The organism is Streptomyces sp. CNP082 (assembly GCF_059570535.1).
In genome coordinates, this window is sequence record NZ_JCANSZ010000013.1 from 118,009 (window position 1) to 132,218 (window position 14,210).

The window sequence follows — 14,210 nt, forward strand, 5'->3', positions numbered from 1 at the left end:
CATCACCGCATATCCGCAGGCCAGGTGGGGGCGGGGAGAGGTCTGTCATCTTCGGGAGTAGCTGAGTGGCATTGATCAGCAGGGCGCCGTGATCGAGGCGATGTGCCGATGAGATCGCGTCGCGAAGTACGACTGGGCGTCATTGCGGGCGGCGGTGCCGCCGTAACCCTGCTGATCGGCCTGGTCACCAACGCGGTGTCGGAAACCGAGCAATGGCCCTCGTGGCTGGGTTGGTTACAGGACCACCCCTGGCTGTCGTTCGTGATCCTGGGGGCGGTGCTGGTCGGCTTCACGGCGCTGCTGGCCGCTCTGGGGGGCGGCGACTCGTCCGGGACCGCGACTGCCGGCAGCGCCGGTTCCGAGCCGCTCGTCCGGCCAGAGGCCGCCTCACGTCTTCCCGGCGCCGCGTTGGTACTGCGTTCGCTGCCTCGCGATACGGGCGCCTTCACCAACCGCACCGCGGAACTTGATCGCCTGATCCGTGCGGTCGAGACCGCGTTGCAAGCCGGCCAGCCCCTCCCCGTGCACGTCATCGATGGCATGCCCGGCGTCGGCAAGACGGCATTTGCCGTGCATGCAGGTTATGCGCTCGCCGAGCGGTTCCCTGACGGTCAACTCTTCGTCAATCTCAACGGACACACCCCGGGCCGAAGCCCCGTCCAGCCTTCCGAAGCTCTCGCCTCGTTGCTGGCCGCCACCGGTGTACCGACGCAGCAGATCCCGGTCGGAGACGACGCCGGGGCGGTTACCGAGGCGCGGGCGGCGCTGTGGCGTGGGCAACTGGCGGACCGCAAGGTACTGCTGATTCTCGACAATGCCGCCAGCTATCGACAGTTCGAGCCGCTGCTGCCCGGAGGCAGCGGTTGCCTGGTGCTCGTGACCAGCCGTCGTCGCCTGGCCGCGCACGAGGAGGTCCTCGTATCGGTGGAGGCGTTGCCAGCACGCTACGCGATCGACCTGTTCACCCGTCTGAGCGGCCGTCCGGAAGCGAGCCTCGACCAGGCGGTGCTGGCCGAGTTGGTGAGACTGTGCGGGTATCTTCCGCTGGGGGTCTCCCTCCTCGCCGCACGGCTGCGAAACCACCCGGCATGGGAAGTGGAAGACCTGCGTGACCGGTTGACGCAAACTCGTGACCGGTTAGGAGAGCTGCGTGCTGGGGAACGCGCTGTGGACGCCACCTTCGAGCTCTCCTACCGCGACCTGCCCACCGAGCGGCAGCGCTTCTTCCGGGATCTCGGACTCTTTCCGGGTACGGACATCGATGCTTACGTCGCCGCGGCCCTGGACACCATTTCAGTGGCACAGGCGCGTCGCCACCTGGACGCGCTCTACGACGACCATCTGATCGACGAGCACCCGAGCAACCGCTATCGGCTGCATGATCTGCTCCGTGATTACGCCCGGGCCCTCGCCGACGAGGGGGAGGGCATGAATCAGGTTCGGGCGGTCGAACGGGTCAGCGGCTACTACCTCGCGGCCCTGACCCGTGCGAATGGACATCTTGCACGTCGCGATGCATCCCATGACACGCCATCGCGGCAAAACGCCACAGGAGGGCAGCCGGCAGACCTGCCGGCCCTGGACACCCGGGCGCGGGCCCTGAGCTGGTTGGAGGACGAGCGCGCCAACGTTCTCGCCTGCATCGAGCGTGCCAGCAGTCTGTCTCTCGACAGCACGGTCATCCAACTGGCGGCAGCGATGGCCCCTTTCTTGCGCCAGGCGGGCCCCTGGGACCAGGCCGTGGGTGTTCACCGCATCGCGGCCGACTCGGCCCGCATCACCGGTGATCGCCAGAGCAGGGCCGATGCCCTCGCCGAGCTCGGTGTCGTACGACGGTTCATGGCCGACTATCCGCAGGCGGCACGGGCGCTGACTGACGCGGTCGACCTCTACGGCGACGTCGGCGATCGCCGTGGCAAGGCAGCGGCTCTGAACCAGTTGGGCATCGTCTGGTATCTGACGGCGGACAATGACGAGGCTGCTCAGGCCCAGAGCGAGGCGCTGGAGATCTGCAGGGAACTGGGTGACAGGCTCGGTCAGGCGAATGCGCTCGCAGACTTGGGGATGGTGCGTCGCCAGACCAGCCGGTTCGACGCCGCTGTCGAGGCTCAGAACGAGGCGCTGGTCATCTATCGCGAGCTGGGAGACAGCTACGGCGAGGCCAATGCACTGCGCGACCTGGGACAGGTTCACTGCTTGATGGGTCGGTACGAGCAGGCCGCGGGACAGCAGCAGGAGGCGTACGACATCTACCGCAGTCTTGGTGATCGCGTTCACCAGGCGTATGCCATCAACGAGCTGGCTGCCGTCCGCCGGTTCACCGGCGATTACACCGCCGCGCGCGAAGGGCATACCCAGGCCCTCGATACCTACACGGAGCTGGGAGATCATTTCGGCAAGGCGAACAGCATCCGCCACCTGGGTGCGCTCGACCGCCTCACCGGGGACTACCCCGGTTCTCTCCAGCGGCTGGAGGAAGCCCTTGACCTGTACCGCGACCTGGGCAGCCGGGGTGGCCAAGCCGCTACCCTGAGCGACCTCGGGGTGACCCGTGGCCTGCTCGGGCGACGGGAAGCCGCCACCGAAGCCTTTGAGCAGGGCTTGTCAATTCTGCGCGCGCTCGGTGATCGCTGTGGCGAGGCCGGATTGCTCAACCACTGGGGAAACCTGCAGCTCGCCGACGGCCGGGAAGACCGTGGGCGCCGGCACTTCGAACAAGCCCTTGCGCTGGCCCGTGACGTGGATTGCCCCCTGGAAGCTGCTCGGGCCCTTGAAGGGATCGGGCGCCGCGCTCGCCAGGACGAGGGACCCGAGACCGCGGCCGGACCGCTGCGTGAGGCACAGGGGATTTATCAGCGGCTCGGACTGCGTACATCGGCTGAGGATCTGGAGCAACTTCTCCGCACCTGATCGTCGTCGGCGAGTGCGAGGGGAGACCGCCCCGCCCACCGGGCGCCTCCGGCCATATGGCCAGATTTCCTGTGCTCCGGCCGCCTGCCGGACTGTTATGTTGCCGACTGATCACGCTCCACCCGCTGCAGCACCGTGCCCCCTCGGGAGGGCTACCACAGAGGAGTGTTGAATGACGTCATCGAGCACAGGTCTTGGGCGGCAAGCCGCCGTCGCTCATCACCCGGGTCAGCAGGCAGGGAAGGGGTCCGCGGTTCTGGACCGTGTGGCTCAGCGCGTTCAGCATCGGCTCGACGTCGAGATGGCGGAGCAGAACGATGTCGGCGATGCACCGCATCCGGCATCGCTGATCTGGCCGCTCCCGCTCTGACGGCACGCCGTTGATGGCACCGTCTCGACGCCCGTTCCGGGCGTTCATCCTCAAGGTGGCCAACCGTTGCAACATCGACTGCGACTACTGCTACGTCTTCAACTCCGAAGACCAGGTGTCGCGGACCCTGCCGGTGAGGATGAGCCTGGAGGTGGCCCGAGTGGCGGCCCGGCGCATACGTGAGCACGCCACTCACCACGGCCTGGAGACCGTGGATGTGATCCTGCATGGTGGCGAGCCGCTACTCGCCGGGCCGCGTCACTTGTCCGATCTCCTGAGCGTCGTGCGTGCGGAGACCTCTGCCGAGCTCACTGTCCGCTTCGAGCTCCAGACCAACGGCACGCTGCTGTCGGAGAAATGGCTGGATCTGTTCGAGGAGCACAAGATCACCGTAGGTGTGAGCCTGGACGGGCCACCCAGGGCGAATGACCGCCACCGACTGTCCATGGTCGGCCGCTCCACCGCCGGCTCGGCGGTACACGGCATCGAACTCCTCCGTACGAGGCCTCATCTGTTCGCCGGCTTGCTGGCGGTAGTTGACCTGGCCAACGACCCGGTCGAGGTCCATGACTACCTGGCATCATTCGAACCGCCGACCATCGAGTTCAACCTTCCCCACGGCACGCACGACGTGCCCCCGCCCCGCACGGATCCGTCGGTGCCCGAGTACGGCCGGTGGCTGAGCCGTTTGTACGACACCTGGCTCGACCGCCCCCGATGGCAGCACAGCATCCGCCTCCTTGAGGACATCATCGCCCTGAGTTCCGGCGTGCACGGTGCGGTGGAGAGCGTGGGCCTCGCCCCCTCGGCCAGTGTCGTGATCGAATCCGACGGCCTGATCGAGGGCCTGGACACCTTGCGGACGGTCGAGGAGGGCGCCTCGTGGCTGGGACTGAGCGTCCACAGCCACACCCTGGACGAGACCCTTGATCATCCCAAGCTCCACTATCGTGATCAGGGCAAGGGGGCTCTTGCCGAGGAGTGCAGAGGTTGTGAGCTGGTGGAGATCTGCGGCGGTGGCTATCTCCCCCACCGCTTCAGCGCAGCGCAGGGCTACCGCAACCCCTCTGTGTACTGCGAGGATCTGGCGCACCTGATCCGCCACATCCAGGCCTCGCTTCGGCAGCACGGGTGGACCTTGCAGTCAACTGCCCACGCGCGTGGCTGAGTCGTACGAGCAATCTGTGACACCAACGGGAGTAGAAGCCGATGAGCGCCACCATCCGGCCCGTCGACAAACGGGACATCGAAGCTCTGGCCGATCTGATCGCGGAGATCGAGCGATTCTATGAGGTTCCCGAGGACGAGATTCAGCCGGTGGAAGATCGCCGGACACAGACCGAGCAAGCGCTCTTCGGTTCTCCGCCGCTCGTTTACGCACTCGTCGTCGAGGACGAGGCCGGTGACCTTGCCGGCCTCGCTGCCTACTCCTTCCTCTGGCCCAGTGCCGGCTCCACGCACTCCCTCTACCTCAAGGAGCTGTACGTACGCGACAGTCTCCGCCGCCAGGGCATCGGCGTCCGGGTCATGGAGGAAATCAAGGCCATCGCCCGGGCGCGCCCCGGCTGCAGCCGCGTGGAATGGACCACGGACACCCGCAACCCCGACGCTCGCGCCTTCTACCGTTCGCTCGGATTCGAGGAGTTCGACGGCAAGATCTTCTATCGGATGCCGACTGCTTAGGCATACGGACGGACCTCGTTCCTAACGGAGCACCTCGGATCACGATGTGTGATGCCTCTGACAACTCGGGGTCCTGGCTGTCGAAGGCGCGGCGGCGGGCGAAAGTCGGATTGCGTGGGCGATTTAGGCTGATTTGAAGGGTGTGTTACCGCGAGTTACGGCAGGATTCCTCCGCCCGCCCGGTGCCGCGCCATCATCGTGGGGTGAGCGTGAACGTGCACTCCATCCCGGCGCAGGCGCCGCCCGCCCCGTGCGAGTCCCTCGCCCGTACGCCCCCGCCCCGCCTCGCGCCATACCTCGTCGGCTGGTCCGCGTTCCGTGCCGGGGGCGGGGCCGCCGTGCGGCACCGGTTGCTACCCGTCAACGTCACGGTGCTGGTCATCGACGTCACCGGTGCCGACCGCCTCGTCACCGGGGCGCGCTCCGCGTACGGGATCCACGCCACGCAGCGCTGGCGCGAAGGCGTCACGCTCGGGCTGACCCCCGCGGGGACCGCGGCGCTGCTGGGGGTTCCGGCGCGGGAGTTCGTCGGGGAGACCGTGGATCTGGCGGACGTCCTGGGGCGGGGGCGGGACGCGGAGCTGGCGGAGCGGCTGGCCCAAGCGCCGGGCGGCCGGGCGCGGTTGGGGGTGGTGGAGGGGTGGGCCGCGGAGCGGCTGGGCGCGTGCCGGGCGCCGGACCGGGGTGCGGACACCGCGGCCGGTGCGGCGTGGCGGCGGCTCCAGCGCCCCGGGCCCCGGATCGCCGTGCCGGCGCTGGCGGAACGGCTCGGGGTCAGCCGGCGCTACCTGGAGCTGGGCTTCCAGCGTGAGATCGGGCTGCCGCCGGGGCGCGTGGCCCGTATCGCGCGCCTCCAGCACGCGGTCGGCCGGCTGGCCGACCCCTCGTACGACCTCGCCGCCGTCGCCGCCGCCTGCGGCTACGCCGACCAGCCGCACTTCACCCGGGACGTACGGGAGCTGACGGGGCTGACGCCCACCGCGCTGTGCGCAAACCTTCAATACCGGGAGCCGGCCGCCGGATAGCGTCCGGCGCATGCTGCTGAACGGTAAGACGGCACTGGTGACGGGCGGTTCGCGGGGCATCGGCCGGGCGATCGTGACCCGGCTGGCCCGCGACGGCGCGCGGGTGGTCTTCACGTACAAGGAGAACGAGGAGGCGGCCGGCGAGGTCGTCCGCGAGGTCCCCGGCGCGGAAGCGGTCCGTGCGGATCAGGAGCAGCCCGACGCCCTCGACCGCGCCTTCGCTCCCGTACGCGACGGGCTCGACATCCTGGTCAACAACGCGGCCGTCAACCCGCGGATGCCGCTGGCGGAGCTGACGGCGGAGGAGTTCGACCGGGTGATGACGGCGAACGCGCGGTTCGGCGTGCTGGCGATGCGCGAGGCGGCGGCCCTGATGCCGGACGGCGGCCGGATCGTCAACATCTCCAGCCTCAACACCGTGGTCCCGGCCCCCGGCCACGCGCTGTACTGCGCGAGCAAGGCGGTGCTTGAGCAGTTCACGCAGGTGGCGTCCCGCGAGCTGGGCCCCCGCGGCATCACGGTCAACACGGTCTCCCCCGGCGCCACGGAAACCGACTTCCTCCGCGCCGTGAACCCCCCGGAGGCGCTGGCCCAGTCGGCGGCCATGACGGCGCTCCAGCGCCTGGGCCGGCCGGAGGACATCGCGGCGGTGGTGGCGTTCCTGGCGGGGCCGGACGCGGCGTGGCTCACGGGCCAGAACCTCCGTGCCACGGGCGGCCTGCTGGTCTGAGCGAACCTCAGCGAACCTCAGCGAACCTCAGCGAATCCGAGCGACGCTGAGCGAACACAACATGGCGTAAATGGATGCCGAATGAACATTGGCCGGACAGCCTCGGCATCTCCGGCGGTCTGTCGTAGTCACTCAGCACCCTGGTCTCCTTCACAAGGGATTCAGGGGGCCAGGCCGTGGGCGAACGGGTCGAGCAGTGGATCGCGATTCTCAGCCTCGCGTTTCCCGTGGTGGCGTTCCTGTGGGAGTTCGCCGTCATCGGCCGCAAGCGGCTCGGCTACCGCGTACAGATGGACACCCTGGCCGCCGACGCCGCCAACAAGCCGTATGCCGGGGTCCTGGGCGACATGCAGCACGACGGGCATCAGCTCAGGGACCCCTCGTTCGTCCTGCTGCGGATCGAGAACGCCGGGTCCGCGAAGATCGTCTCGGAGGACTATCTCGCCGACCCCGCCGACCACCACGGGATAAAGGTCACCTTCCGGGACCGCCGGGTCACGGCCGTCGTGCTCACCGACCCGAGCGACGAGGTGCTGCGCGACTTCTTCTTCGAGGTACGGACCGAAGGCGACACGGTGCGCGAGGTCGTCGCCAAACCCGGCTTCCGGCGCCACAACAACGCCGCGGACCGTACGGGCACCATCCAACTGCCCAAGGTGACCCTGCCCCGCGGGGCCGAGTACAAGGTGCTCGTCGTGCTGGAGCGCTGGCCCGGCGACACCGGCACCGACCGCTTCCCCGCGCCGGTCGTGCAGGGGACCGACGGGATGGACCGCTGGTACGACCCGCTGGCGCGGTTCCTGCGGCTGCGGGCGACCAGGACCGAGAGCCACGTGTTCGCCTCGCGGCCCGCCTGGTGGGCCATCTGGGTCCTGATCGCCGCCGTCGTCGTGCAGGCGGGCTTCACGCTCTTCCTCCGCGACGACCGGCGGCCCCCGCTGGGCTGCGTCGACGGCACGCTGTATCTGCACGGCTCCACCGCCTTCGAGCCCGCCGTACGGGCCGCCGCCAGCAACTACGTCGATCGCTGCGAGGGGGCGGACGTGTCGGTCCCGTTGGCCGACGACACCTTCGGGGGCAGCACCGAAGGCGTGACCGACCTGGACGAGGCCGGTGCGCAGGCGAAGATCCCGGTCGGCGAGGGCCTCCGCGACCACCTCGCCTTCACCGACGGCCTCGCCTCCACCGGCCACCCGCGGCTGATACCGCGGCCGGTCGCGATCTCGGTGTTCACCCTCGTCGTCAACAAGAAGGCCGGTGTGGAGAACCTGACGCCGGCGGAGATACGCGACCTCTTCGCCGGCCGGGTCCGGAACTGGACCGAGCTGGGCGGCAACGACGTGCCCGTCCACCTGATCAACCGCGAACCCGGCTCCGGCACCCGCAGCACCCTCGTCGAGAAGGTCCTGAAGGGCAAGGAGCCGCCGCAGTTCACCGAGACCGACTGCGCCGCGCTCGGCGCGAGGACGTACGGGCGCTGCGAGGTCGGCGGTACGGACACGATGCTGGACGCGACCGCCGCCGACGCCGGCGCGGTCGGCTACAGCGAAGCCGCCGTCGTGGCCGGACACCGGGACGCCGGCCGGCTCGTCAAGCTGAAGATCGACGGCAGGGAGCCGACCGCGGCGGGCGTAGAGGACGCCAACTACCCGTACTGGCAGACCGAGTTCGCGTACACCTACGGCGAGCCCCCGGCCGGCTCCATCGCCGCGGCCTTCCTGAACTTCCTCACCCAGCAGACCGGTCGCGACATCCTCCGCGACCAGGGCCACGGGCTGTGCTCCGAGGCGCAGAACACGGGCGAGTGCCGCCCGGTGTGAGCGAGCCCAGCCACCGATTCCGCATGTGCCAGGCCACCGCCTGATACAGCGGGTGACTGCTAAGGGGCTCGCTGGTTCCGGCTCGCAGATGCGGCGCTATTATCGGCGCATGCACACGTACCGGATAGGAGACGCCGCCGCCCTGCTCGGTGTCAGCGCCGACACCGTCAGGCGCCTGGTCGACGCCGGGAAGCTGACCGCCACCCGCGACGAGGCGGGGCGGCGGATCATCCCCGGGGCGGCGCTCGCGGCGTACGCGCGGGAGATGCGCTCGGCGGAGCGGGAGGCCACCGGGTCGTCCGCGCGCAACCGCTTCGCCGGGATCGTCACCGAGGTGCACCTGGGGGACGTCTCGGCGCAGGTGGAGATCCAGGCGGGGCCGTTCCGGGTGGTGTCCATGATCAGCCGGGAGTCGGCCGAGGAGCTGGAGCTTGCGCCGGGGGTGCCGGCGGTGGCCGTGATCAAGTCGACCAACGTGGTCGTCGAACGGCCGTAGAGACCGGGGAGTGGCCGATGAGGATCCGTAGCAACCGCCCTGCCCGTCGCCCGCTGCGGGCGGCCGGCGCGCTCGCCGCCGCCCTGCTGGCCCTGAGCGCCTGCTCCGACTCCGGGTCCGACTCCGGGTCCGGCGGGGATTCCGACTCCGTATCCGGCGAGGTCTCCGGTGACGTCACCGTCTTCGCCGCCGCCTCGCTCACCGACAGCTTCGAGAAGCTCGGCGCGCAGTTCGAGAAGGACCACCCCGGTACGAAGGTGACGTTCAGCTTCGGCGGCAGCGACGCACTCGCCGCGAGCATCACCGGCGGCGCCCCCGCCGACGTCTTCGCCTCCGCCAGCCCCACGACGATGGACATCGTCACGGACGCCGGCGCCGCCGCCGGCACCCCCGCCACCTTCGTACGCAACCGACTGGAGATCGCCACCCTGCCCGGCAACCCGGCCGGTATCGCCTCCCTGAAGGACCTCACCGGCCACGGGCTGAAGGTCGTGCTCTGCGACGAGGCGGTGCCCTGCGGCGCCGCCGCGCAGAAGGCGCTGGACGCCGGCGGGCTGGAGCTCACCCCCGTGTCGTACGAGGAGGACGTCAAGTCCGCCCTCAACAAGGTGGTGCTGAACGAGGCCGACGCCGCCGTCGTCTACAAGACCGACGTGCGGGCCGCGGGCGGCAAGGTCGAGGGCGTCGACTTCCCCGAGTCGGCCGACGCCGTCAACGACTACCCGATCACCCTGCTCAAAGACGCGCCGAACGCCGCCGCCGGCGAGGCGTTCGCCGAGCTGGTGCAGTCTGCGGCGGGGCAGAAGGTGCTGGGCGAGGCCGGGTTCCTCAAGCCATGACGTTCCGCACCGCCCCGGGCAAGGCCGTACGGACCGGACGCCGCCCCGGTCCCGCCCCCCGCGCCCCCGGCCGCGCGGGCGCGCCGCTGCCCCTGCTCGTACCGGCGCTGCTCGGCCTCGCGTTCCTCGTCCTGCCGCTCGTCGCCCTGCTGCTCCGCGCCCCGTGGCGCAGCATGCCGGAGCTGCTGACCAGCGCAGAGGTGTGGCAGGCGCTGCGGCTCTCGCTGGTGTGCGCGACGGCGGCGACGGCGCTCAGCCTGGTCGTCGGGGTGCCGCTGGCGTGGCTGCTGGCGCGGGTGGAGTTCCCGGGGCGGGGGCTCGTACGGGCGCTGGTGACACTGCCGTTGGTGCTGCCGCCGGTGGTCGGCGGCGTGGCGCTGCTGATGGCGCTGGGGCGCAACGGGGTCGTGGGGCGGTGGCTGGACGACTGGTTCGGGGTCACGCTGCCTTTCACGACCGCGGGGGTGGTGCTCGCCGAGGCGTTCGTGGCGATGCCGTTCCTCGTCATCGCCGTCGAGGGCACGCTACGGGCCGCGGACCCCCGCTACGAGGAGGCCGCCAGCACGCTCGGCGCCTCCCGCTTCACCGCCTTCCGCCGCGTCACCCTGCCGCTCGTCGCACCCGGTATCGCGGCCGGGGCGGTGCTGGCGTGGGCGCGGGCGCTGGGGGAGTTCGGGGCCACGATCACGTTCGCGGGCAACTTCCCGGGGCGTACGCAGACGATGCCGCTGTCGGTGTATCTCGCGCTGCAGCGCGATCCGGCGGCGGCGATCGCGCTGAGCCTGGTGCTGCTGGCGGTGTCGGTGGCGGTGCTGGCGGGGCTGCGGGACCGGTGGGTGACGTCGGCGTGAGCGGGGAATCGGCGGGTAGGGAGGCGGGATCGGTGCGTACGGGCGGGGGATGGGCGCGTACGGGCGGGGGATCGGCAGGTACGGAGGCGGGATCGGCGCGTACGGAGGCGGGATCGGCGCGTATGGACGTGGGATCGGCGCGTACGGACGCGGGAGAGGAAGGGCTCGACGCCCGGCTCGTCGTCGACCGCGGCACCTTCCGCCTCGACGTCGCCCTCGCCGCCCGCCCCGGCGACGTCGTCGCCCTCCTCGGCCCCAACGGCGCCGGCAAGACCACCGCCCTGCGCGCCCTCGCCGGCCTCGTCCCGCTCACCGGCGGGCATCTGCGCCTCGACGCCGCCGACCTGGCCCGTACGCCACCTGAGCACCGCCCCGTCGGGGTCGTCTTCCAGGACTATCTGCTCTTCCCGCACCTCAGCGCCCTGGACAACGTCGCCTTCGGGCCCCGCTGCCACGGCGCCACCAAGGCCGAGGCCCGCGCCGAAGCCGCCGCCTGGCTGTCGCGGATGGACCTCGCCGGCCACGCCGCCGCCAAGCCCCGCCGGCTCTCCGGCGGCCAGGCCCAGCGCGTCGCCCTCGCCCGCGCCCTGGCCACCCGCCCGCGGCTGCTGCTCCTCGACGAGCCGCTGGCCGCCCTCGACGCCCGTACCCGCCTCGACGTCCGCGCCCAGCTCCGCCGCCACCTCGCCGGCTTCGAGGCCGTCGCCGTGCTCGTCACCCACGACCCGCTGGACGCGATGGTGCTGGCCGACCGGCTCGTGGTCGTCGAGGACGGCCGCGTCGTGCAGGAGGGCGCCCCCGCGGACGTCGCCCGCCATCCCCGTACCGACTACATCGCCCGCCTGGTGGGCCTCAACCTCTACCGGGGACGGGCCCGCGGCCACGCCGTCGACCTCGGCGGCGGCCCGGAGATCACGACCGCCGACGACCTCACGGGGCCGGTCTTCGTCGCGTTCCCGCCCAGCGCCGTGACCCTGCACCGGGACCGCCCGACCGGCTCCAGCGCCCGCAACCTCTGGCGCTGTACGGTCGCGGGGCTCGACACCCACGCCGACCAGATCCGCGCCGACCTCACCGGTGAACTCCCCCTGGCCGCCGACCTGACCACCGCCGCAGCCGCCGAACTCGACCTCCACCCGGGCGCCGCGGTCTGGGCGTCCGTCAAGGCGACCCAGACCCGCGCCTACCCCGCCTGAACCGGGCCCGGGGCCCGCCTCGGCCGGGTGCGGTCCGCCCGGTCGCGGACGATCCCGGCGAGGCGGGCGGCCTGCTCGTCGACGGACTGGGGGCCGTTGCCGGTCAGGAGGGCGAGGCGCCGGTGGCCAGAGCTACTCGGTGAGTCATTTTCGTTCCTTTCCGAAGCGCCGTGCCGTGTGCCGGGCACTGCTCCCGGTGAACGGACCGGCGGTCTCTTCCTCCGTAAAAGACTCCCGGTCTCGCCGGCTCGCTGTGGACGCACAGCCATCCGGCACCTGCCGTCCGCGCGGTCTACGACGCCGACCCGGACCTCACGTCCCCCTGCGAGCCCTTCACCGCCACGCTCGAATGCTCCCTCACCCTCTTCCTGGCCGGCCTGCTGTCGGACCCCGGCCGGTGACACAGGGACACCGCCGGCCGCTCGCACCGCGATCCCGGCGGCCTGGCCTTCGGCAACCGAGCCTTCGGCGGCCAGGTCTTCTGCGCCCTAGCCTTGGGCGGCCTAGCCCTCGGCCTGCTTCTTCCGGTTCGCCTTCGGCGGCTGCGGCGAACTCGCAGCCTCCGCCTCCGCCTTGGCCTCGCTCACCGCCGACTCGGCCACCTTCGCCGCCTCCACGGCCGCCGCCACCGCGTCGAGCGCGGGCTGCGGCGCCTTCTCCAGCTCCGGCGTCCCGCCCCCGCTCCCGGCCGCTTCCACCGCAGCCGGCCTCCCGTCCTGCGCCGCCGCTGCGTTCGCCGCTGCGTTCGCCGCTTCGTTCGCCGCTGCGTTCGCCGGTACGGACTGGGGCAGGCCGGGTGCCGACTTGTCGCCGAAGGCGGTGGTGACGGTGCGTACCGCCTCGGTCAGCTCGCCCGGGATCACCCAGAAGGTGTTGTTGTCGCTCTTCGCCAGGTGCGGCAGCGTCTCCAGGTACTTGTACGCCAGGATCTTCGGGTCGGCGTTGTTGCGGTGGACGGCCTGGAAGACGCGCTCCACGGCCTGCGCCTCGCCGTCGGCCCGCAGGATCATGGCCTGCTGAGCGCCCTGCGCCTCCAGGATGTCCTTCTGCTTCGTCCCCTCCGCGGTGAGGATCTTCGCCTGCCGCTCGCCCTCGGCGTGCAGGATCGCCGCGCGCTTGTCGCGCTCGGCCCGCATCTGCTTCTCCATCGCCTCCTTGATGCTGTGCGGCGGGTCGATGGCCTTGATCTCGACGCGGTTGACCCGGATGCCCCACTTGCCGGTGGCGTCGTCGAGGACGGTACGGAGCCGGGCGTTGATCTCCTCGCGCGAGGTGAGGGTCTCCTCCAGGTCCATGCCGCCGATGACGTTGCGCAGGGTGGTGACGGTGAGCTGGTCGATGGCCTGGAGGTAGTCGGAGACCTCGTACGCGGCCTTCCGCGGGTCGGTGATCTGGTAGTAGAGCACCGTGTCGATGTTGACGACCAGGTTGTCCTCGGTGATCACCGGCTTGGGGTCGGAGGAGTACACCTGCTCGCGTACGTCCAGCTTGGTGTTGACGCGGTCGGCCACCGGCAGGACGAAGTTCAGGCCGGGCTGGAGGGTGCGGCGGTAGCGGCCGAAGCGCTCGATGTTGTAGCGGCGGGCCTGGGGGACGACCCGCACGCTGGAGGACACGAGGAAGACGACGGCCAGCGCCGCCAGGAGAATCGGGATGACGAGCGGGTCCACACTTCCTCCGTTGGGCAGTTCGGCGGTTCAGCAGGATTCGGGGGCGGGAGCGGGGGCGGGGGCGGGGGCGGGCGGTTCGGCGGTTCGGCGGTTCGGCGGTTCAGGGAAGGAGCTCGCGGGGGTAGACGACGGCGGTCGCGCCTTCGATCTCCATGACCTCCACCAGCGCCCCCACCGGGATCACCGTGGTCTCGTCGAAGGCGCGGGCGGACCACTCCTCGCCGGAGAGCTTGATCAGCCCCCGGGTCGCGGTGACCTCCTGCACGACCTCGGCCCGCTTGCCGAGCAGCGCGTCGCTGCCGTCGCGGGCGAGCGGGGTCTGCGCCATGTGCTTCAGCGCGACGGGACGTACGACGACGAGCCCCGCTGCCGCCGCCGCCCCGAGCGCCACGAACTGCCCGAGCGCGCCGACGCCCACTCCGGCCACCACGGCGGCGACCATCGCGGCGCCGGCGAGCAGCCCGAAGACGAGCGTCATCGTGAAGAACTCGGCGGCACCGAGCGCCGCTGCGGCGAGCAGCCAGACGATCCACGGCATCGCGTCAGCCTCCCTCGGGGGGACTCGCCCTCCAAGTTACTCTCCCGAAAAGCCGGGCAGAACAGGCGAGTTCGAGGTGGCG

At 70.8% G+C, this 14,210-nt stretch carries 14 protein-coding genes; 12 read left to right on the forward strand and 2 right to left on the reverse strand.

Annotated elements, in window-relative coordinates:
- The first annotated feature begins 108 nt into the window (after positions 1 to 108).
- The 12 genes from haaT to B124_RS14130 all read left to right on the forward strand — a co-directional run bounded on the left by haaT (position 109) and on the right by B124_RS14130 (position 12,321).
- Positions 109 to 2,910, forward strand: coding sequence for a cyclophane-containing RiPP biosynthesis TPR protein HaaT (gene haaT / locus B124_RS14075; RefSeq protein ID WP_496503140.1), 2,802 nt, complete (start codon positions 109 to 111; stop codon positions 2,908 to 2,910).
- A 172-nt stretch (positions 2,911 to 3,082) separates the two neighbouring features.
- On the forward strand, positions 3,083 to 3,280 hold the full coding sequence (gene haaA, locus B124_RS14080) for a HaaA family cyclophane-containing RiPP peptide (RefSeq protein ID WP_496503141.1): 198 nt from the start codon (positions 3,083 to 3,085) through the stop codon (positions 3,278 to 3,280).
- 13 nt (positions 3,281 to 3,293) lie between these two features.
- Complete coding sequence (locus B124_RS14085; RefSeq protein ID WP_496503142.1) at positions 3,294 to 4,448, forward strand: FxsB family cyclophane-forming radical SAM/SPASM peptide maturase; 1,155 nt, start codon at positions 3,294 to 3,296, stop codon at positions 4,446 to 4,448.
- 41 nt (positions 4,449 to 4,489) lie between these two features.
- A complete protein-coding gene (haaN, locus tag B124_RS14090) occupies positions 4,490 to 4,963 on the forward strand; it encodes a cyclophane-containing RiPP N-acetyltransferase HaaN (protein WP_496503143.1) in 474 nt (157 codons plus the stop codon).
- Between the two features lie 203 nt (positions 4,964 to 5,166).
- Positions 5,167 to 5,988: a helix-turn-helix transcriptional regulator gene (locus tag B124_RS14095; protein WP_496503144.1), complete on the forward strand. Its 822-nt coding sequence runs from the start codon at positions 5,167 to 5,169 to the stop codon at positions 5,986 to 5,988.
- 10 nt (positions 5,989 to 5,998) lie between these two features.
- Positions 5,999 to 6,718: an SDR family oxidoreductase gene (locus tag B124_RS14100; RefSeq protein WP_496503145.1), complete on the forward strand. Its 720-nt coding sequence runs from the start codon at positions 5,999 to 6,001 to the stop codon at positions 6,716 to 6,718.
- 176 nt (positions 6,719 to 6,894) lie between these two features.
- Positions 6,895 to 8,538, forward strand: coding sequence for a substrate-binding domain-containing protein (locus tag B124_RS14105; protein ID WP_496503146.1), 1,644 nt, complete (start codon positions 6,895 to 6,897; stop codon positions 8,536 to 8,538).
- A gap of 109 nt (positions 8,539 to 8,647) precedes the next feature.
- A complete protein-coding gene (locus B124_RS14110; protein ID WP_496503147.1) occupies positions 8,648 to 9,034 on the forward strand; it encodes a TOBE domain-containing protein in 387 nt (128 codons plus the stop codon).
- Positions 9,035 to 9,051: 17 nt separating this feature from the next.
- Entirely contained in the window at positions 9,052 to 9,873 is an 822-nt protein-coding gene (modA, locus tag B124_RS14115; RefSeq protein ID WP_496503148.1) for a molybdate ABC transporter substrate-binding protein, read from the forward strand.
- On the forward strand, positions 9,870 to 10,724 hold the full coding sequence (modB, locus tag B124_RS14120) for a molybdate ABC transporter permease subunit (RefSeq protein ID WP_496503149.1): 855 nt from the start codon (positions 9,870 to 9,872) through the stop codon (positions 10,722 to 10,724). Before modA ends, modB begins: the two co-directional genes overlap by 4 nt.
- A gap of 122 nt (positions 10,725 to 10,846) precedes the next feature.
- Positions 10,847 to 11,920: an ABC transporter ATP-binding protein gene (locus tag B124_RS14125; RefSeq protein WP_496503150.1), complete on the forward strand. Its 1,074-nt coding sequence runs from the start codon at positions 10,847 to 10,849 to the stop codon at positions 11,918 to 11,920.
- 251 nt (positions 11,921 to 12,171) lie between these two features.
- Complete coding sequence (locus B124_RS14130; protein WP_496503174.1) at positions 12,172 to 12,321, forward strand: hypothetical protein; 150 nt, start codon at positions 12,172 to 12,174, stop codon at positions 12,319 to 12,321.
- A 102-nt stretch (positions 12,322 to 12,423) separates the two neighbouring features.
- On the opposite strand, the gene B124_RS14135 is transcribed toward B124_RS14130, so the two are convergent.
- Both B124_RS14135 and B124_RS14140 read right to left on the reverse strand, forming a co-directional pair.
- On the reverse strand, positions 12,424 to 13,590 hold the full coding sequence (locus B124_RS14135; protein ID WP_496503151.1) for an SPFH domain-containing protein: 1,167 nt from the start codon (positions 13,588 to 13,590) through the stop codon (positions 12,424 to 12,426).
- A gap of 100 nt (positions 13,591 to 13,690) precedes the next feature.
- Positions 13,691 to 14,128 (reverse strand): NfeD family protein, encoded by a 438-nt coding sequence (locus B124_RS14140; protein ID WP_496503152.1) that lies wholly within the window; start codon positions 14,126 to 14,128, stop codon positions 13,691 to 13,693.
- Positions 14,129 to 14,210: the final 82 nt, after the last annotated feature.

Bases quoted from the DNA above. Each gene is read 5' to 3' on its own strand.
- haaT (WP_496503140.1), top strand. From the start codon at position 109: ATGAGATCGCGTCGCGAAGTACGACTGGGCGTCATTGCGGGCGGCGGT.
- haaA (WP_496503141.1), top strand. From the start codon at position 3,083: ATGACGTCATCGAGCACAGGTCTTGGGCGGCAAGCCGCCGTCGCTCAT.
- B124_RS14085 (WP_496503142.1), top strand. From the start codon at position 3,294: ATGGCACCGTCTCGACGCCCGTTCCGGGCGTTCATCCTCAAGGTGGCC.
- haaN (WP_496503143.1), top strand. From the start codon at position 4,490: ATGAGCGCCACCATCCGGCCCGTCGACAAACGGGACATCGAAGCTCTG.
- B124_RS14100 (WP_496503145.1), top strand. From the start codon at position 5,999: ATGCTGCTGAACGGTAAGACGGCACTGGTGACGGGCGGTTCGCGGGGC.
- B124_RS14110 (WP_496503147.1), top strand. From the start codon at position 8,648: ATGCACACGTACCGGATAGGAGACGCCGCCGCCCTGCTCGGTGTCAGC.
- modA (WP_496503148.1), top strand. From the start codon at position 9,052: ATGAGGATCCGTAGCAACCGCCCTGCCCGTCGCCCGCTGCGGGCGGCC.
- modB (WP_496503149.1), top strand. From the start codon at position 9,870: ATGACGTTCCGCACCGCCCCGGGCAAGGCCGTACGGACCGGACGCCGC.
- B124_RS14125 (WP_496503150.1), top strand. From the start codon at position 10,847: ATGGACGTGGGATCGGCGCGTACGGACGCGGGAGAGGAAGGGCTCGAC.
- B124_RS14140 (WP_496503152.1), bottom strand. From the start codon at position 14,128: ATGCCGTGGATCGTCTGGCTGCTCGCCGCAGCGGCGCTCGGTGCCGCC.